Origin of the sequence: Lentisalinibacter sediminis (assembly GCF_040706615.1) — a bacterium.
In the GTDB taxonomy this organism is placed as follows: Bacteria; Pseudomonadota; Gammaproteobacteria; order Steroidobacterales; family Woeseiaceae; genus Lentisalinibacter; species Lentisalinibacter sediminis.
On sequence record NZ_JAPDRF010000009.1, the window covers coordinates 128,030 to 149,912 of the forward strand.

A 21,883-nucleotide genomic window follows, 5' to 3' on the forward strand; every position below is an offset into this window, starting at 1 on the left:
ACCCTCGTGCTCAGTTGCCGTTCTCCGCCAGCGCGCCTGCGACCGGCGCTTCCTCGCGCTCGTAGACGATCCTGCCGTCGAGCAGCGTCATGTCCACCCGGACCTCGCTCAGCTCCTCCGCCGGGATCGCGAAGATATCCCGGTCGAGTACCACGATGTCCGCCCGCTTGCCGGTTTCGATGGAGCCGGTGATGTCGTCGTGGCCCAGCAACCGCGCGGCGTTGCGGGTGTACGCGTCGAGCATTGTGGCGAGATCCACGGCTTCGTCCGCGTTCAGCGTGCCTTCGACCTGGCCGGAGGCATCCTGCCGGGTGATCGCGGTCTCGATGGCCTCCAGCGGGTTCATCGAGGACACGGCCCAGTCGCTCGAGCCGACGATCGTGCCACCGGCGCGGTGGATGCTGCCGATGGGATACATGCGCTGCACGCGTTGCGGGCCAACGACCGGCAGGTTGATCTCCATGATCCACGCGTCCGGATACGCCCACAGCGCCTGGAAACTGGCGGCGACGCCGAGTTCTGCGAAGCGGGGTATATCGTCGGGGTGGACCAGCTGCAGGTGTGTGATGTGATGGCGGTTGCCGGTGTCGCCGTTGGTCTTGCGCGCGGCCTCGATGGCGTCCAGCCCCTCGCGCACGGCCAGGTCGCCGATGGCGTGCATGTGGATCTGCAGACCCATGGCATCGAAGCGCGTGACCGCCTCCTTGAGTTCGTCGCTCTCGAAATTGAGGACGCCGCGATGGTCCATCCCCGTGTAGGGCTCGACCAGGGCGGCGGTCTCGCCCTCCAGCACGCCGTCGACGAAGAATTTCACCGAACTCACCGAGAAGCGCTCGCCGGTGAACTCGTCCCGTCTGGCGAGAGCGGACTCCCATTCCTCGCCCTGGTGTTTGGCGTTGACGCCGTAGGTGAGCGAGGCCTTCACCCGGGCATCGAGCCCGCCTGCCTCGGCGACCGCCCGATACACCTCCCAGTCGGGCACGCCCGTCCAGGCGTCGACGAGGGAGGTGATGCCGTAGCGGGTCGTCTCCGCGAGCGTCGCCTCGAGTGCCGCTACGCGGTCCTCGAACGTGGTCTCCGGCAACAGCGCCTCCACCGGTGCCCGTGCCGTCTCGCGCAGCATGCCGGTCGGCGCGCCGGTCTCGGGGTCGCGTTCGATGACGCCTTTGGGCGGATCCGGCGTCTCCGCCGTGATGCCGGCCAGTTCGAGGACCTTCGAATTGGCGAGGTCGTTGTGGCCGTCGGTGCCGCGCAGGTAGACGTAGCGATCGGGGGCGATCTCGTCCAGCAGCGACTTGTGGGGGTTACCGCCGGGGAAGGCGGCCAGGTCGAAGTTCTCGCCGATCACCCACTCCTCGTCGCTCTCCGCCACGCACTCGGCGACCTTCGCGAGGATGGCATCCCGGGTCGTGAGCCCGAACAGGGAGCAGCCGAGCAGCATCTCGCCACCGGTGATCGGGTGCATGTGGGCATCGTGAAAACCGGGCAGGACGGTGCGGCCATCCAGGTCCACCACGCGGGTGGCGTTACCGATCCAGGCGCTTACCTCCCCGACGCCGCCCACCGCGACGATGGTGTCGCCGCGGACGGCCACCGCCTCGGCACGGCTGCGATTTTCGTCCGCAATATGAATGGCGCCGCCCGTGAAGACGATGTCCGCGGGCTCCACGCCGGGGGCCTCCCCTGCGGCCTCACCAGCCGGGCGCTCCGCGCAGCCAACCTGGAGGAGCAGGAGCGCCGCCGCCAGAAGCGTCGCGCGCATCGGCCTACCAGCTCCGTACGCGGCCGGTATCCATATGCAGGAAGTCCGAACGGGCGTAGTAGCCAACGCCGCCCCGGCGCAGGCTCATCGCGGCCTTGCGTAGCTTCGCTGTGTCGTAGCCGGAGAGCCGGACGTCGATGGCGCGGCCCTGCATGTGCAGGCTGCGCTTCGCCACGCCCGAGCTCGCGCTGCGCAGCATGGCGTTGGTCTTCGGCGAACGGTAGCCGGAGATGATCTGGAACTCGGCCGTGCTGCCCGTCAGGGACCGCAGGTCGGCCAGGGTGTCCAGTAGCCCGACGTCCATCTCCCATACTTCGCCGGTGCGGAAATCGCGCAGCAGATGGTTGATCTCTTCCAGGGCGTCGGGGAGGTATTCGCCGCCCTCGTAATAGACGGCCTTCAGCCTCTCGCCGGTATGATTGTGCGAGAAGGCGAGGCTGCGGGTCTCCAGCGCTGCCGCTGCGCGGCTCCAGGGCCCCAGCATCGCGGCCCCTGCTACGGCGCCTGCCAGAAACCGGCGCCGCGAGGCGCAATGATCATCGTCTCGGCTGTCTCCTGCCATGTTCTCTCCCGGGCTCTCTCCCATTGTGTTGCCGATACTGGCTGCAAACTCCGTTCGCACAAGATCGGCCTTGACGGGCGATTATGGACGACGCGGGCGCAGACTGAAAAGAATATCGACAGGTTGAGGCCGCGGGCGGTTCCCGTTCCGTGTCGCCGGTCCCGGTTTAGAATAGTGGGGTGTCCTGCCGCGACGTCCCGATCAGCTTCCCCGTTACGCCAGCGCTGCTGCTGGCTCTGCTGCTGATCGGTGCGGCTCCGGGGACCGGAGCCTCGCCATGGGATCAGGAGCTGCACGGCTCCGCGGAGCAGGCCGTCCGCGAGCGGCTGCGCCAGCGGCTGGAGCAGATCGAGGCGGAGACGCTGTATGTGATCGAGGGGGAGCCGCTGGCGGCCCGCGCGCTGCTCCCCGATCTTTACGCCGCCCGGCGCTTCCGGCCGTTGTGGTTCGAGGCGGAGCGCCGCCGCGAGCTGCTGGCGCTGGTGCGTGCCAGCGCGGACGAGGGGCTGAACCCCGCCGATTATCATCTCGCCGTACTGGAGCGCCATGCCGCCGAAATCGGTGCCGAGGCGGACCCCTACGGCAGGGCGGACCGGGATCTGCTCATGACCGATGCTCTGGCGCGGCTCGCCCATCACCTCGTCTACGGCAAGGTGGAGCCCTCGCGCCTCGATCCTCACTGGAATTTTCACCCGGACACCGAGGAGGGCGACCCGGTGGCCACGCTGCAGGCGGCGCTGGCGGCCGAGTCCCTGGACGGGTTCTTCAATCTCGAGCGGGGAGCGCCATACCGGCAACTGGTCGCGGCCCTGGCCCGCTACCGGGGCATCGCGGACTCGGGCGGCTGGCAGGCGATCCCGGCGGGGCAGACGCTGAAGCCCGGTATGCGGCATCCGCGGGTGGCCGCAGTCCGCTCGCGGCTGGCCGCGGAGTTCCCGCTGCCGGCCGCGCCGGATCCCTGGCAATACGACGACTCGGTCGAAACCACCGTCGCGGCGTTCCAGCGTCGCTACGGGCTGGAGCCGGACGGGATGGTCGGCGCCCTGACCCTGGCGGCGATGAATGTGCCGGTGGCCGCCCGCATCGATCAGCTCCGGGTGAACCTGGACCGGGCCCGCTGGGTGCTGGAGCGCCCGGAGCATGACTACCTGCTGGTGAATATCGCCGGTTTCCGCGCCTTCCTGATGCGCGGCGATGACATTCGCTGGGAGACGCCGGTGGTGGTCGGGCAACCCTATCGGCGCACCCCGGTATTCGGCTCGCAGATCGTCTATCTCGTCTTCAATCCCACCTGGACGGTGCCTCCGGTGGTACTGAAGAACGACGTTATCCCGGAGGCCATCGCGGACCCGGCCGCCGTGACCCGGCGGGGCCTGCAGGTGGTGGCGGCGGACGGCAGTGTGATACCGCCGGAGGCGGTCGACTGGGCCCGGTACCGGAGCGGCGCTCTGCCCTATCAGCTGGTCCAGCCGCCAGGCCCCGACAACGCCCTCGGGCGGGTAAAGTTCATCCTGCCCAACCCGTACAACGTCTATCTGCACGACACGCCGGGCAGGGAGCTGTTCCGGAGCGCCGATCGCAGCTTCAGCTCCGGCTGTATCCGGGTGGAGCGGCCGCTGGAACTGGCGGCGCTGCTGCTGGACGGAGATCCGGACTGGGGGGGGCGGGAGATCGAGGCCGCGGTGGCGACAGGGCTCACGCGCACCGTCTTCCTGCCGCGCCCGGCTCCCGTCATGATCCTGTACTGGACGGCCGGCATGGGCCCCGGCGGCGAGTTCGGTTTCTACCCCGACGTCTACGAGCGGGACGCGGCCGTGCTGCGAGCGCTGGACAGCGACTTCGACGCCCCCGGCGGGCTCGATCCCGGCGCTTCGGGGAGTCTGTTGCCGTAGGGTCCGCGGCGAGCCGGCTCAGGCCTCCAGCGCCTCGCGGACGTGGCGCAACACCTCCGTTGCGCCGCGGAGCTGGTCGTCGGACACGCCGATGCCCGCCTGGTCGAGGTGATGGGCCTCGTGGCGGCGGATGTCCTCGATCACCTTCTGTCCTGCCGCCGTCAGCCGTACCAGCTTGGAGCGCCGGTGGGCCGGATTCTCCACCCGCTCGACCAGGCCCTCGTGCAGCAGCGGATTGACGAGCGCCTGGATGTGCTGGCGCGATACCCGCCGCGCCCGGGCGATGGCCGGCACCGTGGACGGGCCCTCGCGCAGCAGGTGTTCGAGCACCGCCCGGCGGGGCTGGGTCATCTCGGAGTCTTCGTGCAGTTGCTCTCCGGTGTGGATCAGGGTGGTGAAGAGCAGCCGGACCTCGTGGAACAGGTCGTCGAAGTGTTTCTGCATGTCAGGCCTCCTGACAAAGTATTTGTCGTCAAGACAATCTGCATGTCAATAGTATCACGGCTTGCTGCGCCTGTAACCGGGTCTTCCAGTGCGCGACGAAAGCCGGCGAACCGTGCTGCTTTGCAGCGGGCGCGAGGGCACCGCCGCTGCTAGTATCGACCCACAGGCAAACACGGGCGGGATACTCGGGAGAGGGGTGCCGACCGGACGAGGCACTCCAGCCAATATCCTCCGTCGTCGGCAGCGGGAACGATCGTGGATTCCACTGATGGCTGCTCCGGGGGAGCCCGCCGCATAGTCGAGACAGGCACCCGGAGAGGAGTCGCTTAATGCAGATACCCGTCGAAATCCGCTTCAAGGACATCCCGCGCTCCCCGGCACTGGAGACTGTCATCCGTGAACAGGCAGAGAAGCTCGAGCAGGTATGCTCGGACATCATCTCGTGCCGGGTGACCGTGGAGGCGCCGCACCGGCACCAGAACAAGGGGCGGATCTATCACGTCGTCGTGGACATCAACGTGCCGGGGCGCGAGATCGTCGTGAGCCATGCCCAGGAAGACAACCACGCCCACGAGGACCCGTACGTGGCGGTGAACGACTCGTTCCGAGCGGCGACGCGCCGGCTGAAGGGCTACAACCGCCAGCGGACCGGCAAGGCCCGCGCCGCGCAGGAGGCGGGCTGAGGGTTCAGGCGGCCCGGGAAGCGCGCTCGCTGCCGCCGAGCAACTCGCCCACCAGGCTGACCCAGTAGGCGACGCCGATGGGCAGGGCCTCGTCGTTGAAGTCGTAGCGGGCGTTGTGCAGCATGCAGCCGCCCTCGCCGGGGCCGTTGCCGATCCACAGATAGCAGCCGGGTTTCTCCTCCAGCATGAACGCGAAGTCCTCGCCGCCCATGGTGGGCGGCAGGTCCCGGTGTACGTTGCCGACGCCCGCCACGGCCGCCGCTGCCCGCGCGGCGAACTCGGCCTCGTCCGGCGTGTTCACCGTGGGCGGGTAGGTGCGGTGGTAGGTCGTCTCGGCCGAGGCGCTGAAGCCTTCCGCCACGCCGGCGGCCACGCGCGCGATGTCCCGTTCGATCCGGTCGCGGGAATCGGGCGTGAGCGTGCGGGCCGTGCCCTTCAGCACCACCTCGTCCGGGATGACGTTGAAGGTCTCGCCGCCCCGCAGCACGGTGACGGAGACCACTACCGAGTCGGTCGGCTCCGTGTTGCGGCTGGCCAGCGACTGCAGCGCGGTGATGATGTGGGCGGCGGTCACCACCGGATCGATGGTCTGGTGGGGCATGGCGGCATGGCCGCCACGGCCCCGCACCGTGATCTCGAACTTGTCCGAGGCGGCCATCTGGGGGCCGACGCGCACCGCGAACTCTCCGACGGGCAGCCCGGGCCAGTTGTGCATGCCGTAGACCGATTCCACCGGGAACAGCTCGAACAGTCCGTCTTCGATCATCGCCTTTGCGCCGGCCCGGCCTTCCTCGGCGGGCTGGAAGATGAAATGCACCACCCCGTCGAAGTCGGGGTTGGCAGCGAGGTGCTCCGCCGCGCCCAGCAGCATGGTGGTGTGGCCGTCGTGGCCGCAGGCGTGCATCAGGCCCTGGTGGCGGGAGCGGTGCTCGAACTCGTTCAGCTCCTGGATGGGCAGCGCATCCATGTCGGCCCTGAGGCCGATGGCGCGGTCCGAGTTGCCGGCACGGAGTGTGCCCACCACGCCGGTCACCCCGAGGCCGCGGTGCACCTCCAGGCCGAAACCCGCCAGTTTCTCCGCCACGAAGTCACTGGTGGCCTTCTCCTCGTAGGCGAGTTCCGGGTGTGCGTGAATGTGATGGCGCCAGGCGGTCAGCGCCTGCTGGCGTTCGCGTATCCGGTCCAGGAGTTCCATGCCGTATTCCGTCTCCGTCAGATCATTGGGCCGGCGGGGGCGGCTGCCTCCTGTCCGGTTTGTACCGCCCAGAGGCTGGCATAGATGCCGCCCCGGGCCAACAGGGACGCGTGATCGCCGGTTTCGGCGATGCGGCCCCGCTCGAGCACGATGATACGGTCCGCGTGCACGATGGTGGAAAGCCGATGGGCGATGACAACGGTCGTGCGCGAGTGCGAGATGGTCGCCAGCGAACGCTGGATGGCCGCCTCGGTCTCGTTGTCCACGGCAGAGGTGGCTTCGTCCAGGATGAGCACCGGCGGGTCCTTTACCAAGGCCCTGGCCAGCGACAGGCGCTGGCGCTGGCCGCCGGAGAGTTTCTGCCCGCGCTCGCCCACGATGGTGTCCAGACCCCGTGGCAGGCGCTCGATGAATTCCATGGCTTCGGCCGCCCGGGCCGCCTCGACGATCGCCGCCTCCCTCGCCTCCGGCGCGCCGTAGGCGATGTTCTCCCGCACCGTGCCCTGGAACAGGAATACGTCCTGGCTCACCAGCCCGATGCGCCGGCGCAGGCTCTCCAGCGTGAAATCGTGGATCGGCCGTCCATCCAGCAGGATCTCGCCCTGCCGCGGCTCGTAGAAGCGCAGCATAAGCTTGATCAGCGAGCTCTTGCCGGCGCCGGTCTGGCCCACGAAGGCGACGGTTTCGGTCGGCGCAATGTCGAAGTCGATGTCCCTGAGCACCGGTTCGCCGTCGGCGTAGGCGAACCACACGTGCTCGAACGTGATGCGGCCTTCCACCTCCCCGAGGGCCTCGGCTCCCGGGGCATCGCGGATGCCGACGGGCGCCTCGATCAGATCGAGGATGCGCCGGGAGGAGGCCATGGCCCGCTCGTACAGGTCCACGGTCTCCGCCAGGCTGGTCAGGGGCCACAGCAGCCGCTGGGTCAGGAACACGAGCACACCGTAGGCGCCGACGGCCAGGGCGCCGGACAGGGTCATCCAGCCGCCGATCAGGAAGGTGGCGAGGAAGCCGGCGAGGATCGCCATGCGGATCACGGGGATGAACGCCGAGCTGACGGCGATGGCGCGGCGGTTGGCCGACACGTAGGCGTTGCTGTCCGCCCGCACCCGGTCGGCCTCGAGCCGCTCCGTGGCGAAGCTCTTGATGGTGGCGATGCCCGAGATGTTGGCCGCAAGGCGCGAGCCCAGCCCGCCGACCCGCTCGCGGACCTCCGCGTAGAGGGGCTGCGCGCGGCGCTGGAAGTAGAAGGCGCCGACGACGATGACCGGGATGGGCGTGAACGCCACCACCGCGATGAGCGGCGAGACCACGAAGAACACCGTGCCCACCGCCACCAGCGTGGTCGCCACCTGAATAAGATTGTTGGCGCCGCCGTTCAGGAAGCGCTCGAGCTGGTTCACATCGTCGTTCAGGATAGCCACCAGGTTGCCCGTGCTCTGGTCCTCGAAATAGGCCAGGTCCAGGTCCTGGACGTTCCGGTAGGCGTCGATGCGCATGGCGTGCTGGAGATCCTGGGCCAGATTCCGCCACAGAATCAGATACAGGTACTCGAACAGCGACTCGCTCAACCAGATGACGAGCGTCAGCCCGCCGAGCAGCAGCATCTGGGAGCGGGGCTCGGTGATGCCGAGCGCGGCCACGAAGGAGTCCTCCTGGCGCACCACCACGTCGATGGCGATGCCGATCAGGATTTCCGGCATCACGTCGAACAGCTTGTTCAGCACGGAGCAGGCGCTGGCCAGCCAGATGCGCCGGCGGTAGCCCCGCGCGTAATGAAGCAGGCGCTTCAGTGCCTGGAAGGAGCTCTTGGCCTCGCCACTCATCGGGCGAGCTTATCAGGGCCTTAGGAGCGGAGCACTGTCAGACCCGCAGCCCCCGCCCGGACGAACTTTCAGCGGATGCTGCAGCGCAATAAGTAATTTTCGAGGGTCCTATCAGGACAATCCGTATACCCCCATTGCAGCGGCCGGCGGACAATAGTGTCGGTCGCGTGAACATTCATTGGCGGTCTGGTTGCTTGCGACCGCTGCATCAGGCCAAGGAGACTCGTGATGAAGGCATCTTCATTAAGAATTCTGGCTGTCTGCTTCGGTACGTCTCTGCTCATCGCAGGGCCGGCACAAGCCTATGAGGCAGGCGATTGGCTGTTCCGTGTGGGTGTGACCTCAGTCGACCCGAAGTCGGACAACCTGGACACCGCCGTGCCGGCAGGTGATGGCACGACGCCGGTGACGATCGAGGTCGACAGCGGTACGACGCTGACCTTCAACGGCACCTATTTCTTCTCGCCGAACTGGGGGCTGGAAGTCCTCGCCGCGGCACCGTTCAACCATGACATCGAGATCAAGGGCATCGGCAAGATCGCCGAAACGGATCACCTGCCGCCGACCTTCTCGCTGCAGTATCACTTCCTGCCGGACGGCGCATTCCAGCCTTACGTCGGGCTCGGCCTGAACATGACGATCTTCTTCAGCGAAGACGTCGATCAGGCCCTGATCGATACCGTCGAAGCCCTCAACCCGGGTCTCGACGTGACGGGCGCGGATCTCGATCTCGACACGTCGTTCGGTCTCGCCGCTCAGGTGGGTGCCGACTTCATCCTGAACGAGAACTGGACGATCAACTTCGACGTGCGCTGGATCAACATCGAGACGGATGCCGAGCTGACGGTCGACCCCGTCGGCACTCTGGATCTGGGCACGGTCGAGATCGACCCCTGGGTGTACGGTATCAACGTGGGCTACAAGTTCTGATACCACAACGTATCGGACGGGAAGAGGCCGGGCTGTCACGCCCGGCCTTTTTCGTTTCAGCCTTCCTGCTTCAGGAATTCCTCTTCCTTCGGCACTCTCTTGTGCAGGGCCACCGGCCGGCGGCTCTTCCTGACCTTCAGGTTCAGCATCTCGACGCCCACCGAGAAGGCCATGGCGAAGTAGATGTAGCCCTTCGGGATGTGCAGGTCGATGCCTTCGGCGATCAGCGCCGTGCCGATCAGCACCAGGAAAGATAGCGCCAGCATCTTGACCGTGGGATGCTCGTCCACGAAGCGGCCGATGGCGCCGGCCGCGAACATCATCACGCCCACCGCAATGACAACGGCGATGACCATCACCGCCAGGTGGTCGGCCATGCCGACGGCGGTGATCACCGAGTCGAGGGAGAACACCATGTCGACGATCGCGATCTGCGCAAGGACTCCGCCGAAGGTCGCCGCCTTTACCTGCTTCTCGTCGGCGTCCACGCCCTCCACCGAGTGGTGAATCTCCAGCGTTGATTTTGCGAGCAGGAACAGCCCGCCGCCGATCAGGATCAGGTCGCGGCCGGAGATGCCGGTACCCAGCACCTCGAACAGGTCTGTCGACAGCCGCATGATCCAGGTGATCAGCAGCAGGAGCACGATGCGCATGCCCATGGCCAGCCCCAGGCCCAGGATGCGGGCGCGCTGACGCTGCTCTACGGGCAGCCGGCCCACCAGCACCGAGATGAAGATGATGTTGTCGATGCCGAGCACGATCTCGAGCACCGTCAGCGAGGCCAGTGCGATCCAGGCCTCCGGCATGGTGATCCATTCCACAGCTAGTCTCCGCGGCGTTGTCCCCGTCGGCGCCAGACGTTATCACAAGCCGACGGTTGCGCCGGCAGGGCGGTAGTGGTATTCCCGAATAGGCTGTGCCTGCCGCCCTCCGCAGGATGGGTTTTCGGGCGGGAAGGGCTCCGCCGGCCCGGTTGCGCACGCATCTCCGGGAAGTCGCGTCAGGAACGAACTATGCCGACACCAGTTTCCACGGTCCTCGCCCAGCTGCGGGACGACCATCGCAATATCGCCGTCCTGCTGCAGCTGCTGGAGAAGGAGACGCGGCGGATCGCCGACGGGCTCGAGCCCGACTACGAGCTGGCGCATGACATCATGCGCTACATGACGTCGTATCCCGATTCCGTGCACCATCCGCGGGAGGACCGCATCTATCATCGGCTGAAGGTCGTGGCGCCGGACATGCTGAGCGGCATCGACGGCATCCTCGCGGAGCACGACGAGCTGGGACGCATCGGCATCGAGCTGCGCGAGGCGCTGGACGCCGTGGAGGCCGGCTCCGTGGTGCGGCGGGACGAGCTCGCGGCGGCCGCCGCGGACTACGTGCGCAAGCTGAGAGACCATATGCGCTGGGAAGAGGCGGCGCTCTTCACGCTGGCCGACGAGCTGCTCGCGGACGAGGACTGGGATGCGCTGCCCGGCCAGACGGACCAGTCCCACGACCCGATCTTCGGTCCCTCGGTGCAGTCCTCCTACGAGAGCCTGTACAAGTTCATCCGCAACGAGGCGGACTCGCTGGATCACTGAGGCGGCCGCCCCGCCGGAGGACCAGGACGAAAAGGACAACCAGGACGGCCGGCGATACGGCCGAAAGAAGGGCAGACAACAGGGGAGAGAACGCACAGCGCCATGTTTGATGTCCTGCGCGCGCTCGGGCGCGATCTCCGCGACAGTCTGCGCGACCTGACTCCCATCGTCGTGGTCATCGCGGTGTTCGAGCTGCTGGTGCTGCGTCAGCCGGCGGCGACGCTCGCGCCGCTCGCCGGCGGCGTCCTCCTGGTGGTCATCGGTCTCACCCTGTTCATCTACGGGCTCAAGCTGGCGCTCTTCCCCGTGGGCGAGAATCTGGCCCACGCGCTGGCCCGCAAGGGCAGCGTCTTCTGGCTGATCGCGTTCGCTTTCGCGCTCGGCTTCGGCACGACCGTCGCCGAGCCGGCACTGATCGCCGTGGCGGCCGAGGCCGGTGAGGTGGCCGCGATGGCGGGCGCCATCGAGGCGACACCGGAGTCGGAGACGCGCTACGCCACCGGGCTCAGGATGACCGTCGCGCTGGCGGTCGGCGTCGCGCTGGTCCTCGGGGTCATGCGCATCATCACCGGCTGGCCGCTGCCCGCCATGATCATCGGCGGCTACGTCATCGTGGTGATCGCCACGATCTTCGCACCCGCGGAGATCGTCGGCATCGCCTACGATTCCGGTGCGGTCACCACTTCCACCGTCACGGTGCCCCTGGTGGCGGCGCTGGGCGTCGGTCTGGCCTCGTCGCTGGAGGGGCGTAACCCCATGCTGGATGGCTTCGGGCTCATCGCGTTCGCATCGCTGACGCCCATCATCTTCGTCATGGGCTACGGGATCATGCTGCAGTGGATCTGATCGCGGGCAGCCTGGCGATCCTCGGCGGCACGGCGCTCGACGTGGCGCCCATCGCACTGTTCCTGTTTCTGTTCCAGTGGTTCGTCATCGGCGGCCGGATGCCGGACCGCAACCGCATCGTGGTCGGATTCGTACTCGTGGTCATCGGTCTCGGCTGCTTTCTCATCGGGCTGGAGCAGGCCCTGTTCCCGCTCGGCCGGCTCATGGCGCAGCAGCTGACCTCCCCGGAATTCATCGGCACGGCCGGGAACCTGCTCTCCGGCGTGCAGTGGGCCGACTATCTGTGGGTCTACGCCTTCGCCTTCTGCCTCGGCTTCAGCACCACGCTGGCCGAGCCGGCGCTGCTGGTGGTCGCTCTGAAGGCGAGGGACGTCTCGGGCGGAGCCATTCATCCATGGGGTCTCAGGGTGGCTGTGGCCCTCGGTGTCGCGATCGGTGTGTCGCTCGGCTGTCTGCGCATCGTGACCGGCACGCCGCTGCATTACTACATCATCGCCTGCTACGTCATACTGATGGTGCAGACGTATTTCTCGCCGCGCACGATCGTGCCGCTCGCCTACGACTCCGGCGGCGTCACGACCTCCACGGTAACGGTTCCGCTGATAACGGCGCTGGGCCTCGGCCTTGCCGAATCCGTGCCGGGCCGCAGCCCCCTTCTGGACGGGTTCGGTCTGGTGGCTTTCGCCTGCATGTTCCCGATCATCTGTGTCCTGGCGTATGCCCAGCTGTCGGAGCTGTGGGGCCGCAGTCAGTCCAGCCACGAACAAGAGTCGCGCGACGGCGGGACCGTCGCGAAACGGGATAAGGAGAACGGCAATGCACTTTAAACTGATCATCGCCTTCGTCGAGGACGACAAGACCGACGCCATCATGGAAGCGGCCAGAGAGGCCGGGGCGACCGGCTGCACCGTCGTCAACAACGCGAGGGGCGAGGGTTCCAAGGAGAAGAAGACCTTCCTGGGCCTCACGCTCTCCACCCAGCGGGACGTGGTCATGATGCTGGTGGAGCAGCATCTCAGCCGCCACATTCTGGAGCACATCGGCGAGGTGGGGGAGTTCGACGAGAAACCCGGCACGGGTATCGCGATCCAGATCGATGTCGAGGACGCCGTGGGCGTCACGAGTCAGGCACAGAAGCTGACCGAGGTAGTGGAGGAGCAGTTGTGAGGGGAAGGAATCCGTGCTGCTGCCGACGAACAGAGAGGAGTGATCATGGCTGAACGAAAATGGGTGCCTGTCAGCGAGGTGATGCATCGCGAAGTCACGGAGATCGACGGCAGCATGACCGTGCTGGACGCGCTCAAGACGATGAAGCAGGTGCAGGCCACCTGCCTGATCGTCAAGCGGCGTCACGAGCGCGACGAGTACGGCATGCTGCTCTTCTCGGACATTGCCAAGCACGTCATCGGTCAGGACCGGGCGCCGGAACGCGTCAACGTCTACGAGATCATGGCGAAACCGGTCATCTCGGTGCGGCCGGAGATGGACATCCGCTATTGCGCACGCCTGTTCGAGAGTGTGGGCATCGGCCACGCGCCGGTGATCGACGAGACGCATACGGTGGTGGGCATCGTCAGCTACTACGTGCTGGCGCTGGAGGCGCTGCCGACGCTGGAGTGAGACCGGTCGCATGACACCGACCCGTCGATCTCCCGTACGCCCGCAGGACGCGGCGAGCCTGCTGATCTACCGTCGGCGCGGCCGCGGCGTGGAAGTGCTCATGGGCCGGCGCCGCCGCGAGGCACGGTTCACGCCGGGCGTCTACGTCTTCCCCGGCGGCCGGCTCGAGCCGGACGACCGGCGTGCGCTGCCGGCGACCGAGCTCCCGGCCGACCAACGGGGGGCGTTCCGCTCGCACGCGCACGCCCGGGCGCTCGCCATGGCGGCGGTGCGCGAGACCGCGGAGGAGACCGGCCTGGTGCTGGGTGTGCCGGGGCACGTGGGCCCGGGTGCCGGCGGCTGGGACATCTTCCGGGCGCTGGGTGTCGCACCGCCGCTGCATCGCCTGCGCTATGTCGGCCGTGCCATCACGCCCGCCGGTAGTCCCTGGCGATACCATGCCCGCTTCTTCATGGTCGACGCCCGGCATCTGCACGGCGCGCTCGGCGGCGACGGCGAATTGCTGGACCTGCGCTGGGTGGATCCGGAGGGGAGCCTCGCTGCCGGGCTCATCGACGTGACCGAGGCCATGCTCGCCGAGGTCCGTCCGTGCCTCGCGGATCCCGGGCGGTCTCCCCTGTTCCTGTGCTACCGGGGCGAGCGCTGCTATCTCCGCCGTGAGCGGCCGGGGAGCTGACGGCCGGCGGTGCTATCCTTCGCGCATGTTCACCTACATCGATCCCACGATCCGCGGCCGGCTGATCGAGCAGGGCCGTCTGATCCGCATCGACCGCTACGGACGGGTCATCGACGCGGCCAATCCGCCGCCGCCGGGCGAGCCGGCGATCAACGTGCTCGGTCCCATACCGCTGCCGCTGGACGTCGCCGGCCTGCGCATGGAGGTCCGCTGGTACGCGGCGGTGCGGCATACCGAGTTGTCCAAGGTGGAGGACCTCGCCCGGGAGCTCCGGGAGCAGGGCGGCCAGCGGCTGTTCGCCACGCTCGCCTCTTCCATGGCGGTCAACAGCGTGCTCCTGATCGGCGAACCGGAGACGGCCGACCGGCCGCTCGTCCGCGTACACTCGAGCTGCCTCACGGGTGACGTCTTCGGCTCCCAGCGCTGCGAATGCGGACCCCAGTTCGTCGCAGCCATGCACCGCATCCATGCCGACCCCGCGGGTGGCGTTCTCATCTACATGGCCGGCCACGAAGGCCGCGGCATCGGGCTCTGGGCGAAGGCGGTCACCTACATCCTGCAGGACGCCGGCGAGGACACCTACCAGGCCAACCGGTCTCTCGGCCTGCCGGACGACTCCAGAGACTTCGGCGACGCTGCCGCCCTGCTGCATCATTTCCTCGGTACGCGGCCGTTCCGTCTGCTGACCAACAACCCGAAGAAGGTCGCCGACCTGGCGGAGCACGGGCTGACGGACATCGTCGCGGTCAAGCACGTAACCGGCGTGGGCGACTGGAACCGTCGCTACCTGGCGGCAAAGCGGGACTGGGGCCACCGGCTCAGCGACGAGGACCTCACGGACTGAAAGTGCCGGTGAGACCGGCGACCATTGCGGCCGCCGGCACACCGGTCTGGGGGGCGTCGTCCGGCCGGTTACCTCCGTGGTATCCGCTGCGGCATCCTGTCGCTTGCCGGACGGTCGGCTGCGGGCGTCGGGTGGGGGGGTCCGCAGCCTGGAACGGGTCTGGGTGATTTCCCGAACCGGGATTGATACTAGCGGGCCCGCATTACAGGCCGATGAAATCAGTCCATGTAACGGACCGATCTATTTCTTTTTCGGCGTGCTGTCGTAGGGGTTGCAGAAGGCCGCCTCCGGGGCGTCCTTATCGTCGTCGCCCGCCTCGGTCACGTCCTTGCCGAGGATCTGGCGCAGCATCTGGGTGCTGACCAGCTGCAACTCATCGGCCTCGTCCGGATCCGGCTCGAGCTCGTCGATATTGCGGCCGCCGACTGCCACCGATTCGCGTCCCGCGACGGGGCGGTTCATCATCGCGTCGAGGCTCTCGGTCTCCAGGATGCGGAAGTGGCCCGTGTCTTTCTCCCTGGCCACCACGCCCTCCGCGCCGTCGCCCGCGAGACGGTCCATCTCCTCGCGCAGGTCCGGGTCGCCCTGGTGGATCAGCGCTTCCACGGTCTGCGTGCTCATCAGCTCGAAGCGGCCCGTTTTCACGTCGCCCACCCAGACCGAGTGGCCGCGCTCGTCGAGCCCGACCTTGCCGCCGGGCCGTGCGAGCCTCACGGTGTCGCCTTTGCCGGGCTTGTCCGATCCCTCTGCCATGCCGTACTCCGCGCGGTTCCCGCGCATATTGTCTGCATTATGCCCGCTCGGGCGCCGGGATTTCTGAGAATCGCTTCACAGCCCGGTATGCTGCCGCCGACAGCCGTTCAGCCTCGATTCACCGGTTACTGCTAGAATTCCGGCGCTTTCCTCCCGAGGAGTTCTGTGCCATGAGAATCCCGCAATTATTCCCTGTCATGCTGCTTGCGGCCTGCTGGTTCGCGCAGCCCGCGCTGGCCGACAGTGGTGCCGAGATCGATGCCGACGTAAACGAGGCGCTCGCCACCTTCAAGTCCGAGGTGAACGGCGCGGAGGTGTTTCTGAACGGCGCCGCCGGAGTGTTGGTATTCCCCCGGGTCATCAAGGCCGGCATCGGCATCGGCGGCGAGTATGGCAAGGGTGCGCTCAGGGTCGGCGGCCAGACGGTCGACTACTATTCCACGGCGGCCGGTTCCATCGGCTTCCAACTCGGCGCCCAGGCCAAGAGCATCGTGATCGCCTTCATGACGCAGGAGGCGCTGAAGAAGTTCCGCAGCAGCGCCGGCTTCAAGGTGGGCGTGGACGGCTCCGTCGCGCTGATCGACCTGGGTGCCGGCAAGACCATCGATACGGCAAACATCACCGACCCGGTGGTCGGCTTCGTCTTCGGCAGCAAGGGCCTCATGTACAACCTCACGCTCGAGGGCACCAAGTTCACGAAGCTGGACATGGGCGAGGACTAGGTTCTGTCCAATCAGCGTTCGTGACCGTGTCCGCGTTTTTCGCCGCAGCGCTTGGAATTCGCCGGCATTTATTGGATGCTGTCGGCTCGGCCCATAACTGAAAGGAGGTGATCCAATGTCTAGTGAGAAATTGGGAGTGTCGATCCAGCCCCGGGTTTTCGCGGTGACAGTGGAGCAGCCTTCGCTGTCGCAGTGAGGCCCAGGGTACGGAAGATACCCGGGGGTTGACGACACCCCACTCACGGAGGGCCGCAGCGATGCGGCCCTTTTTCATTGCCCGGTGTCGCGACGTCCGCCCTTCCTCTGGCGCGAACGTTGGGATAGATTCCGGGGGACGGTCGAGGAGGATGGCTGCGATGAGTGCAAGCCTCAGGGAACAGGTGGAAGCGTTACTGCCCAAGTGGGAGCGGTGGTATCCGAGCCTGTTCGACGCAGCCGCGGACCTCGGCCTGATCAAGGCGCGGGTGTGCTCGCCCGACTCCCTGCTGCTGTCCAACCGGCACGCCTCGGTGCAGTCACAGGCGGCGGCTGCGCATCGCGAGAAGTGGGGCGGCACGGACGAGCCGGGCCGCAACGCGCCCGGCAAAGGCAAGAGGAAGCGGCGCAAGCGCCGCTGAGGCTGGCGACGGGCCTCCGTCACCAGCACCGCTTTCACCCCGTATTACTTCTTGCGGAACAGCGCCTCGGCGTCGGCCAGGGGTTCGTCGCCGCCGTCTTCGCCGGGGTCCGGCTCCGGCGCGCCGCCGAAAAGGCTGTCGAGTTCCCGCTGCGCCCGCCGCTCGGCGTCGATGGCGCCGGATTCGAAAGCCGTGGCCGAGGGACGGAAGTAGTCGCAGAAATTCGGCCGCTCCTTCTCCTTCACCTCCTCGGCGTCGTCCTCCCGGCACTGGCGGGTAACCGAGGGGTCGAAATAGACGCACATGCGGCACACGTGCAGCGGGATGCTGCACTCAGGGCACTCATCCAGCCGGGACAGGGGCAGGGTGAGCTTCGCGAGCGGGGCGCCGCAGCGCCAGCAGCGCAAGTCGTTGGTCTCCATGGCTCCGACTGTCGCGCTTCGCGGGGAGCGTGTCCAGCGGCCCGCCGGCCGACGAGAGCGCTTCTGTGATCGGGCTCACGGCGCTAAGCAGCTGCCTGCGCTAGCATTTCTGCATGGCTGAGAGGGTCGCATCGCCTTCCGTCGAGGAAGAGGAATTCAGCGGTGACGGGCTCGTGCTCCTGCCGGAGGGCTATCTGGATTCCTCCGATGCGGCGTACGAGCTGCACCGTGAGCAGATCGACACCCGGGTACACGACCTCGCTATCGGGGGACTCACGCGCCGGCTCGGCGACACCCTGCTCGCGATCGTGCGGCGGGCCGCGGTGCTCTGGCTCGCTCTCGGCTTCGTGACGGTCTGTGTCTGAGGCCTCAGGCGGTCTCGCAGACGAAAGCCCCGACCGTGCGCTCGAGATCGAGCGTGAGGAACTCGGCGCGCACCAGCCACTGCCTGTCACCCGACTCCACCGACGGCTGCGCGGCCACCACGCGGGCCACGGCCCGGCAGATGTCGCTGTCGAGGCGGATGATCTGGCCGGGGGACAGCGCCTGCCGGGTGACGAATTTCAACCCGTGCAGGGAGACGTCCTGCATGCGACCCGTCATTGGGAAGTGCTGCGGCCAGGTGGCGAGGAAGGTGATCGGCCGGCTCCGGCGGATGCGGGTGATGGCCCGCTGACCCCGGGTCTCCAGGCGACTGCGGTCGGCCGGCGCGAGCGGGCTCGCGCATTCGCCGCAGCGCTCGCCGGCCTCCGGCGCGCCGGTATGGCCGCGTTCGGTGCCGCAGAACAGGCATGCTTCCGCCGGCCGCGGCTCGTGCCGGGGATGCCGCCGGGACGCGTTGGCGGCACTGGTGGCGCTGCGGGCGGCATCATACGACGCCCTCTTCTCCGGGTGCCGCAGTACCGACCAGGCCTCGTTCAGCGCCGCGGCCCGGCGGTTGTCACCGCCCAGATCGGGGTGCGCGCGCATCCGCTGCATCAGGGTGCGGTAGCTGGAGCGGATCACCTCCAGCGGTGCGTCGGGCTGGACGTGGAGTATGCGGTAATAGTCACGTTGCCCGACAGGGCCGTTCCTGGACTTCATGCCTGCGCCTCGTTGTTCTTGTTATGCCTCCGGATTCTAGTGACCCACGCAGCCCCGTGAGGCCCGACTCGACATAAGGGCAGGCATTGTCCTGGCGCGAGTGACGGCCGTCAGGGCTGCCGATTGTCGGTGATGAAGGCGCCCAGCTCCCGGAATTCGTCGGCACGCGCGCTGCCGCGGCGCCAGCCGAGCGCGATCTCTCTGTAGGAGCGTTCGCCCATGGGCCAGAGTCCGACGTCTGTCGCGCTCAACAGCGCCGAGTCCCTGGCCATCTCCGGCAGGAAGGTGATGCCGAGGTCGGCGTCCACCATCTCTATCAGGGTCAGCAGGCTGGTGGCGGCGAAGCGACTCACCTTCTCGGAGCTGCGGATGCGGCACGCGTCTATGGCGTGCTCCCGCAGGCAATGGCCTTCCTCGAGCAGCAGCACGCTGTCGGCATGCAGGCGGTTGTAGCGGTAGTTCTCCGGATCCACCAGACGCGTCTCGCGGTGCGCCGCGAGCAGGAAGCGATCCCGGTACAGTGGCTCGGTCTCCACGTTGCGCAGCTCGTAGGGGACGGCGAACAGCATCAGGTCGATGTCCCCGGCCAGGAGTTTGTGGTGCAGCTTGTCGGTGAGGTCCTCCACCAGGAACAGCTTCAGCTCCGGAAAGCTCCTCCGCACCAGGGGCAGCACCCTGGGCAGCAGGAACGGCGAGATGGTGGGGATGACACCCAGGCGCAGGGGGCCGGACAGGGGCTTCTGGCCTACCCTTGCCATTTGCACGAGCGACTCCAGATCTCTCAGGCACAACCGGGCCTGTTCAGCCACCTCCCGGCCGATGGCGGTGATGGTGACCTGCCGGTTGGTGCGGTCGACCAGCTGCACGTCCAGCGCTGCCTCCAGTTCCTGGATGCCGACACTGAACGCGGACTGGGAGACGTGGCAGGCGTCGGCGGCACGGCCGAAGTGGCCGTGCTCGGCGAGTGCCACAAAGTAACGTAACTGCTTGACGCTGGGAAGATTAATGGCCATCGAGCGGGAATCCGGCTGTTGTATTCAATAAATCGATCACTATTATAAAAATATTCCATTTTCATTATCAATGGCGATCCTTATGATAGGGAACATCGAAGGAGGATCAATCATGACCATAAACATCGGAATCGAAGAAAAAGACCGCAGGGAGATAGCAGACGGGCTGTCGCGACTGCTCGCCGACAGCTATACGCTGTATCTCAAGACGCACAACTATCACTGGAACGTGACGGGGCCGATGTTCGCCACGCTCCACACGCTTTTCGAGGAGCATTACACCGAGCTCGCTCAGGCCGTCGACGAAATCGCCGAGCGCATCCGCGCCCTGGGCGTCAAGGCCCCCGGTTCCTACAGCGAGTTCGCGAAGCTCACGGACATCGAAGAGGAGACGGGCAGCCCGGATGCCGAGGAAATGATCCGGCAACTGGTGCTGGGGCAGGAGACCGTCGTGCGCACGGCGCGGCAGGTGTTCCCGGTCGTGGACAAGGCGAACGACGAGCCCACGGCAGACCTGCTGACCCAGCGTATGCAGATTCACGAGAAGAACGCGTGGATGCTTCGCAGCCTGCTGAAGGATGAGGCGGCCTGAAGCACACGCGACGAACCGATTCGAAACACGGGACATGACCCGAATGGAAACCAGGAGGAAATCAATGGATACATCGATGGAAGGCAAAAGAGTACCCGACGCGACGTTCCGCACGCGCGAGGGGCACGAGTGGGTCAACAGGACCTCGAGTGAACTGTTCGACGGCAAGACCGTGGTGGTCTTCTCGCTGCCGGGCGCGTTCACGCCGACCTGTTCTTCGTCGCACGTACCGCGCTACAACCAGCTGGCCGAGACGTTCAACAAACATGGCGTCGACGAGATCATCTGCGTCTCCGTCAACGACGCGTTCGTGATGAACGAGTGGCAGGAGGCCCAGAAGGCCTACAACATCCGGTTTCTGCCGGACGGCAACGGCGAGTTCACCTCGAAGATGGGCCTGCTGGTCGACAAGGACGACCTCGGCTTCGGCAAGCGCTCCTGGCGTTATTCCATGCTGGTGCGCGACGGCAAGATCGAGAAGCTGTTCGTCGAGCCGGAGAAGCCCGGCGACCCCTACGAGGTCTCCGACGCCGACACCATGCTGGAGTACATCGCGCCGAGCGCGGAGAAGCCCCACGACGTGACCATCCTGTCGCGCAAGGGCTGCCCGTTCTGTGCCGAGGCAAAGGCACGGCTGCGCGACGCCGGCATCGACTACGAGGAGCTGGTGCTGAACCGCGACTACACGGACCGCACGCTGCGCGCTGTCGCCAAGGCGACCACCTTCCCGCAGGTGTTCGTCGACGGCGAGCTGATCGGCGGTGCCGACGACCTCGAGCAGTGGCTGAGCGGTCGCAAGGCGGCCTGAACGGCCGGACGCCCGAGTCGATCCCCAGCCGTCTCAACGACGGCGATGCGAAGGCCGGGTCCCGCGAGGGGCCCGGCTTTTTTTGTCTGCGACGGGGTCAGGACGCCAGCCGGGTCTCCGCCGCGCCCGCCTGCAGCGGCGCCGGGAGCTCGTGACGCCGGCCGAGCTTCGCGATGCGAAAACCGTGGCTCTCCAGCCGGCGGCCGTTCTCCACCGAGCCGTAGTGATAGACGACGATGCGGTCGAGCGTCTCTCCGGGATACTCGTTCAACAGGTCGACGAAGCCGCTGTGTGCGGGATTCGCCCGGACCGCGCAGTCGTGGAAGATGGTCTCGCCCTCGGTGGCGTACTCGCGCAGCACCTCGGGTATGGGCCGGGTATCCCCTGTGAACAGGAAGCTCCCGGGCAGCGCGACGCCGTAGCAGAACCGCGGCTGCATGTGCCGCACCTCGAAGACACGGAACCACAGCGAATCCAGCCAGAACCCGCCGGTGACCGGGACGAGCTGGAATGCGTCCCAGAAATTCGTCCCGCCCTCGGCCCGGACGAAGGCGTTGCCCACCACCCGTTCCTGCAGCCTGGCCACGATCGAGGCGGGCGCGAACAACCTTATTGGCGCTTGCTTGCCGCCGATGACCAAGGGCGCCGCCGCATGGAACAGCTCCTCCAGGCCGCCCACGTGATCCATGTGGGTGTGCGTGAGATAGACGCTGTGCGGAAGCGCGTCGTACTGCGCGCGATAGCCGTCCACGGCGCCGGGGCCGCAGTCGAGCATCAGGAGCGGCTCCGCTCCCCGTTCGACCACTGCGATGGGGCTGCCCTGGCTGGTACCGCCGCCGATGCCGAGGAAGCGCAGCGCGTAGCCTTCGCTGCTCTCCGATCGCCGGTCGAGCGGCATGTCGGTCACGGCCGGGCCGTGCCGGTCTCGAGCAAGACTCTCCGTCATCGTTCCCTCTCCCTGCTGACTGCCTTCATGGCGGTCCATGCTAGAGAGCATCGATGACGTT

Annotated in this window: 26 protein-coding genes; 15 read left to right on the top strand and 11 right to left on the bottom strand. The window is 67.0% G+C overall.

Translation table 11 applies throughout. The annotated features are described in order from the left end of the window. Positions 1–10 precede the first annotated feature (10 nt). A complete protein-coding gene (locus ACJMKX_RS17615) occupies positions 11–1,762 on the bottom strand; it encodes an amidohydrolase (protein ID WP_405228288.1) in 1,752 nt (583 codons plus the stop codon). Positions 1,763–1,766: 4 nt separating this feature from the next. Then, a complete protein-coding gene (locus ACJMKX_RS17620) occupies positions 1,767–2,324 on the bottom strand; it encodes a DUF882 domain-containing protein (protein ID WP_405228289.1) in 558 nt (185 codons plus the stop codon). Between the two features lie 179 nt (positions 2,325–2,503). Between ACJMKX_RS17620 and ACJMKX_RS17625 the strand changes: the two genes are divergently transcribed. Next, the gene (locus ACJMKX_RS17625) at positions 2,504–4,216 is read left to right on the top strand and encodes a L,D-transpeptidase family protein (RefSeq protein WP_405228291.1); all 1,713 of its coding nucleotides are present in this window, start codon (positions 2,504–2,506) and stop codon (positions 4,214–4,216) included. A gap of 18 nt (positions 4,217–4,234) precedes the next feature. Here ACJMKX_RS17625 and ACJMKX_RS17630 read toward each other — a convergent pair whose 3' ends face one another. Further along, on the bottom strand, positions 4,235–4,660 hold the full coding sequence (locus tag ACJMKX_RS17630; protein WP_405228293.1) for a MarR family winged helix-turn-helix transcriptional regulator: 426 nt from the start codon (positions 4,658–4,660) through the stop codon (positions 4,235–4,237). Positions 4,661–4,989: 329 nt separating this feature from the next. Here ACJMKX_RS17630 and ACJMKX_RS17635 point away from each other — a divergent pair, with 329 nt between their 5' ends. Next, positions 4,990–5,343, top strand: coding sequence for an HPF/RaiA family ribosome-associated protein (locus ACJMKX_RS17635; protein ID WP_405228296.1), 354 nt, complete (start codon positions 4,990–4,992; stop codon positions 5,341–5,343). A 4-nt stretch (positions 5,344–5,347) separates the two neighbouring features. Here ACJMKX_RS17635 and ACJMKX_RS17640 read toward each other — a convergent pair whose 3' ends face one another. Next, entirely contained in the window at positions 5,348–6,538 is a 1,191-nt protein-coding gene (locus tag ACJMKX_RS17640; protein ID WP_405228298.1) for a M20 aminoacylase family protein, read from the bottom strand. Positions 6,539–6,555: 17 nt separating this feature from the next. Then, entirely contained in the window at positions 6,556–8,364 is a 1,809-nt protein-coding gene (locus tag ACJMKX_RS17645) for an ABC transporter ATP-binding protein (RefSeq protein ID WP_405228300.1), read from the bottom strand. A gap of 228 nt (positions 8,365–8,592) precedes the next feature. Between ACJMKX_RS17645 and ACJMKX_RS17650 the strand changes: the two genes are divergently transcribed. After that, the gene (locus ACJMKX_RS17650) at positions 8,593–9,294 is read left to right on the top strand and encodes an OmpW/AlkL family protein (RefSeq protein WP_405228302.1); all 702 of its coding nucleotides are present in this window, start codon (positions 8,593–8,595) and stop codon (positions 9,292–9,294) included. A 56-nt stretch (positions 9,295–9,350) separates the two neighbouring features. Here the strand turns inward: ACJMKX_RS17650 and ACJMKX_RS17655 are convergent, their stop codons facing one another. After that, positions 9,351–10,100 carry a TerC family protein gene (locus ACJMKX_RS17655; protein ID WP_405228402.1) on the bottom strand — a complete coding sequence of 250 codons (750 nt, stop codon included), beginning with the start codon at positions 10,098–10,100 and terminating at the stop codon, positions 9,351–9,353. A 207-nt stretch (positions 10,101–10,307) separates the two neighbouring features. On the opposite strand from ACJMKX_RS17655, the gene ACJMKX_RS17660 reads away from it, so the two are divergent. The 7 genes from ACJMKX_RS17660 (at position 10,308) to ACJMKX_RS17690 (ending at position 14,866) form a co-directional block, all read left to right on the top strand. Continuing rightward, positions 10,308–10,880 (top strand): hemerythrin domain-containing protein, encoded by a 573-nt coding sequence (locus ACJMKX_RS17660; RefSeq protein ID WP_405228304.1) that lies wholly within the window; start codon positions 10,308–10,310, stop codon positions 10,878–10,880. 102 nt (positions 10,881–10,982) lie between these two features. Next, positions 10,983–11,726 (top strand): DUF1538 family protein, encoded by a 744-nt coding sequence (locus ACJMKX_RS17665; RefSeq protein WP_405228307.1) that lies wholly within the window; start codon positions 10,983–10,985, stop codon positions 11,724–11,726. Next, positions 11,717–12,553 carry a DUF1538 domain-containing protein gene (locus tag ACJMKX_RS17670; RefSeq protein WP_405228309.1) on the top strand — a complete coding sequence of 279 codons (837 nt, stop codon included), beginning with the start codon at positions 11,717–11,719 and terminating at the stop codon, positions 12,551–12,553. The genes ACJMKX_RS17665 and ACJMKX_RS17670 overlap by 10 nt, the downstream gene beginning before the upstream one ends. Then, complete coding sequence (locus ACJMKX_RS17675; protein ID WP_405228311.1) at positions 12,543–12,893, top strand: P-II family nitrogen regulator; 351 nt, start codon at positions 12,543–12,545, stop codon at positions 12,891–12,893. The genes ACJMKX_RS17670 and ACJMKX_RS17675 overlap by 11 nt, the downstream gene beginning before the upstream one ends. 45 nt (positions 12,894–12,938) lie before the next feature. Continuing rightward, the gene (locus ACJMKX_RS17680; RefSeq protein WP_405228313.1) at positions 12,939–13,346 is read left to right on the top strand and encodes a CBS domain-containing protein; all 408 of its coding nucleotides are present in this window, start codon (positions 12,939–12,941) and stop codon (positions 13,344–13,346) included. 10 nt (positions 13,347–13,356) lie between these two features. Continuing rightward, positions 13,357–14,022, top strand: coding sequence for an NUDIX hydrolase (locus tag ACJMKX_RS17685; protein WP_405228315.1), 666 nt, complete (start codon positions 13,357–13,359; stop codon positions 14,020–14,022). A gap of 25 nt (positions 14,023–14,047) precedes the next feature. Next, positions 14,048–14,866 (top strand): GTP cyclohydrolase II, encoded by an 819-nt coding sequence (locus tag ACJMKX_RS17690; RefSeq protein WP_405228318.1) that lies wholly within the window; start codon positions 14,048–14,050, stop codon positions 14,864–14,866. 240 nt (positions 14,867–15,106) lie between these two features. On the opposite strand, the gene ACJMKX_RS17695 is transcribed toward ACJMKX_RS17690, so the two are convergent. After that, a complete protein-coding gene (locus ACJMKX_RS17695; protein ID WP_405228320.1) occupies positions 15,107–15,619 on the bottom strand; it encodes a hypothetical protein in 513 nt (170 codons plus the stop codon). A gap of 170 nt (positions 15,620–15,789) precedes the next feature. Between ACJMKX_RS17695 and ACJMKX_RS17700 the strand changes: the two genes are divergently transcribed. Together ACJMKX_RS17700 and ACJMKX_RS17705 are read left to right on the top strand one after the other, a co-directional pair. Beyond that, positions 15,790–16,341, top strand: a complete 552-nt coding sequence (locus tag ACJMKX_RS17700) for a lipid-binding SYLF domain-containing protein (protein WP_405228322.1) — start codon at positions 15,790–15,792, stop codon at positions 16,339–16,341. Positions 16,342–16,697: 356 nt separating this feature from the next. Beyond that, a complete protein-coding gene (locus ACJMKX_RS17705; RefSeq protein ID WP_405228324.1) occupies positions 16,698–16,958 on the top strand; it encodes a hypothetical protein in 261 nt (86 codons plus the stop codon). Positions 16,959–17,002: 44 nt separating this feature from the next. Here the strand turns inward: ACJMKX_RS17705 and ACJMKX_RS17710 are convergent, their stop codons facing one another. Further along, positions 17,003–17,380: a hypothetical protein gene (locus ACJMKX_RS17710; protein WP_405228326.1), complete on the bottom strand. Its 378-nt coding sequence runs from the start codon at positions 17,378–17,380 to the stop codon at positions 17,003–17,005. A gap of 113 nt (positions 17,381–17,493) precedes the next feature. Between ACJMKX_RS17710 and ACJMKX_RS17715 the strand changes: the two genes are divergently transcribed. Next, complete coding sequence (locus ACJMKX_RS17715) at positions 17,494–17,745, top strand: hypothetical protein (protein ID WP_405228328.1); 252 nt, start codon at positions 17,494–17,496, stop codon at positions 17,743–17,745. Between the two features lie 4 nt (positions 17,746–17,749). Here the strand turns inward: ACJMKX_RS17715 and ACJMKX_RS17720 are convergent, their stop codons facing one another. Both ACJMKX_RS17720 and ACJMKX_RS17725 read right to left on the bottom strand, forming a co-directional pair. After that, positions 17,750–18,463: a J domain-containing protein gene (locus tag ACJMKX_RS17720; RefSeq protein WP_405228330.1), complete on the bottom strand. Its 714-nt coding sequence runs from the start codon at positions 18,461–18,463 to the stop codon at positions 17,750–17,752. A gap of 110 nt (positions 18,464–18,573) precedes the next feature. Then, positions 18,574–19,476 (bottom strand): hydrogen peroxide-inducible genes activator, encoded by a 903-nt coding sequence (locus ACJMKX_RS17725; protein ID WP_405228332.1) that lies wholly within the window; start codon positions 19,474–19,476, stop codon positions 18,574–18,576. Between the two features lie 112 nt (positions 19,477–19,588). Between ACJMKX_RS17725 and ACJMKX_RS17730 the strand changes: the two genes are divergently transcribed. Together ACJMKX_RS17730 and ACJMKX_RS17735 are read left to right on the top strand one after the other, a co-directional pair. Further along, entirely contained in the window at positions 19,589–20,068 is a 480-nt protein-coding gene (locus ACJMKX_RS17730; protein WP_405228334.1) for a Dps family protein, read from the top strand. A 76-nt stretch (positions 20,069–20,144) separates the two neighbouring features. Continuing rightward, entirely contained in the window at positions 20,145–20,876 is a 732-nt protein-coding gene (locus ACJMKX_RS17735; protein WP_405228337.1) for a glutathione peroxidase, read from the top strand. A gap of 97 nt (positions 20,877–20,973) precedes the next feature. On the opposite strand, the gene ACJMKX_RS17740 is transcribed toward ACJMKX_RS17735, so the two are convergent. Then, positions 20,974–21,822, bottom strand: a complete 849-nt coding sequence (locus ACJMKX_RS17740) for an MBL fold metallo-hydrolase (protein ID WP_405228339.1) — start codon at positions 21,820–21,822, stop codon at positions 20,974–20,976. Positions 21,823–21,883: the final 61 nt, after the last annotated feature.

Excerpts from the sequence above, each read along its gene's own strand:
- ACJMKX_RS17660 (WP_405228304.1), top strand. The coding sequence starts at position 10,308 with ATGCCGACACCAGTTTCCACGGTCCTCGCCCAGCTGCGGGACGACCAT.
- ACJMKX_RS17665 (WP_405228307.1), top strand. The coding sequence starts at position 10,983 with ATGTTTGATGTCCTGCGCGCGCTCGGGCGCGATCTCCGCGACAGTCTG.
- ACJMKX_RS17650 (WP_405228302.1), top strand. The coding sequence starts at position 8,593 with ATGAAGGCATCTTCATTAAGAATTCTGGCTGTCTGCTTCGGTACGTCT.
- ACJMKX_RS17635 (WP_405228296.1), top strand. The coding sequence starts at position 4,990 with ATGCAGATACCCGTCGAAATCCGCTTCAAGGACATCCCGCGCTCCCCG.
- ACJMKX_RS17740 (WP_405228339.1), bottom strand. The coding sequence starts at position 21,822 with ATGACGGAGAGTCTTGCTCGAGACCGGCACGGCCCGGCCGTGACCGAC.
- ACJMKX_RS17685 (WP_405228315.1), top strand. The coding sequence starts at position 13,357 with ATGACACCGACCCGTCGATCTCCCGTACGCCCGCAGGACGCGGCGAGC.
- ACJMKX_RS17690 (WP_405228318.1), top strand. The coding sequence starts at position 14,048 with ATGTTCACCTACATCGATCCCACGATCCGCGGCCGGCTGATCGAGCAG.
- ACJMKX_RS17680 (WP_405228313.1), top strand. The coding sequence starts at position 12,939 with ATGGCTGAACGAAAATGGGTGCCTGTCAGCGAGGTGATGCATCGCGAA.
- ACJMKX_RS17675 (WP_405228311.1), top strand. The coding sequence starts at position 12,543 with ATGCACTTTAAACTGATCATCGCCTTCGTCGAGGACGACAAGACCGAC.
- ACJMKX_RS17700 (WP_405228322.1), top strand. The coding sequence starts at position 15,790 with ATGAGAATCCCGCAATTATTCCCTGTCATGCTGCTTGCGGCCTGCTGG.
- ACJMKX_RS17710 (WP_405228326.1), bottom strand. The coding sequence starts at position 17,380 with ATGGAGACCAACGACTTGCGCTGCTGGCGCTGCGGCGCCCCGCTCGCG.
- ACJMKX_RS17630 (WP_405228293.1), bottom strand. The coding sequence starts at position 4,660 with ATGCAGAAACACTTCGACGACCTGTTCCACGAGGTCCGGCTGCTCTTC.
- ACJMKX_RS17640 (WP_405228298.1), bottom strand. The coding sequence starts at position 6,538 with ATGGAACTCCTGGACCGGATACGCGAACGCCAGCAGGCGCTGACCGCC.
- ACJMKX_RS17615 (WP_405228288.1), bottom strand. The coding sequence starts at position 1,762 with ATGCGCGCGACGCTTCTGGCGGCGGCGCTCCTGCTCCTCCAGGTTGGC.
- ACJMKX_RS17655 (WP_405228402.1), bottom strand. The coding sequence starts at position 10,100 with ATGCCGGAGGCCTGGATCGCACTGGCCTCGCTGACGGTGCTCGAGATC.
- ACJMKX_RS17645 (WP_405228300.1), bottom strand. The coding sequence starts at position 8,364 with ATGAGTGGCGAGGCCAAGAGCTCCTTCCAGGCACTGAAGCGCCTGCTT.
- ACJMKX_RS17735 (WP_405228337.1), top strand. The coding sequence starts at position 20,145 with ATGGAAGGCAAAAGAGTACCCGACGCGACGTTCCGCACGCGCGAGGGG.
- ACJMKX_RS17720 (WP_405228330.1), bottom strand. The coding sequence starts at position 18,463 with ATGAAGTCCAGGAACGGCCCTGTCGGGCAACGTGACTATTACCGCATA.
- ACJMKX_RS17715 (WP_405228328.1), top strand. The coding sequence starts at position 17,494 with ATGGCTGAGAGGGTCGCATCGCCTTCCGTCGAGGAAGAGGAATTCAGC.
- ACJMKX_RS17695 (WP_405228320.1), bottom strand. The coding sequence starts at position 15,619 with ATGGCAGAGGGATCGGACAAGCCCGGCAAAGGCGACACCGTGAGGCTC.
- ACJMKX_RS17620 (WP_405228289.1), bottom strand. The coding sequence starts at position 2,324 with ATGGCAGGAGACAGCCGAGACGATGATCATTGCGCCTCGCGGCGCCGG.
- ACJMKX_RS17725 (WP_405228332.1), bottom strand. The coding sequence starts at position 19,476 with ATGGCCATTAATCTTCCCAGCGTCAAGCAGTTACGTTACTTTGTGGCA.
- ACJMKX_RS17705 (WP_405228324.1), top strand. The coding sequence starts at position 16,698 with ATGAGTGCAAGCCTCAGGGAACAGGTGGAAGCGTTACTGCCCAAGTGG.
- ACJMKX_RS17730 (WP_405228334.1), top strand. The coding sequence starts at position 19,589 with ATGACCATAAACATCGGAATCGAAGAAAAAGACCGCAGGGAGATAGCA.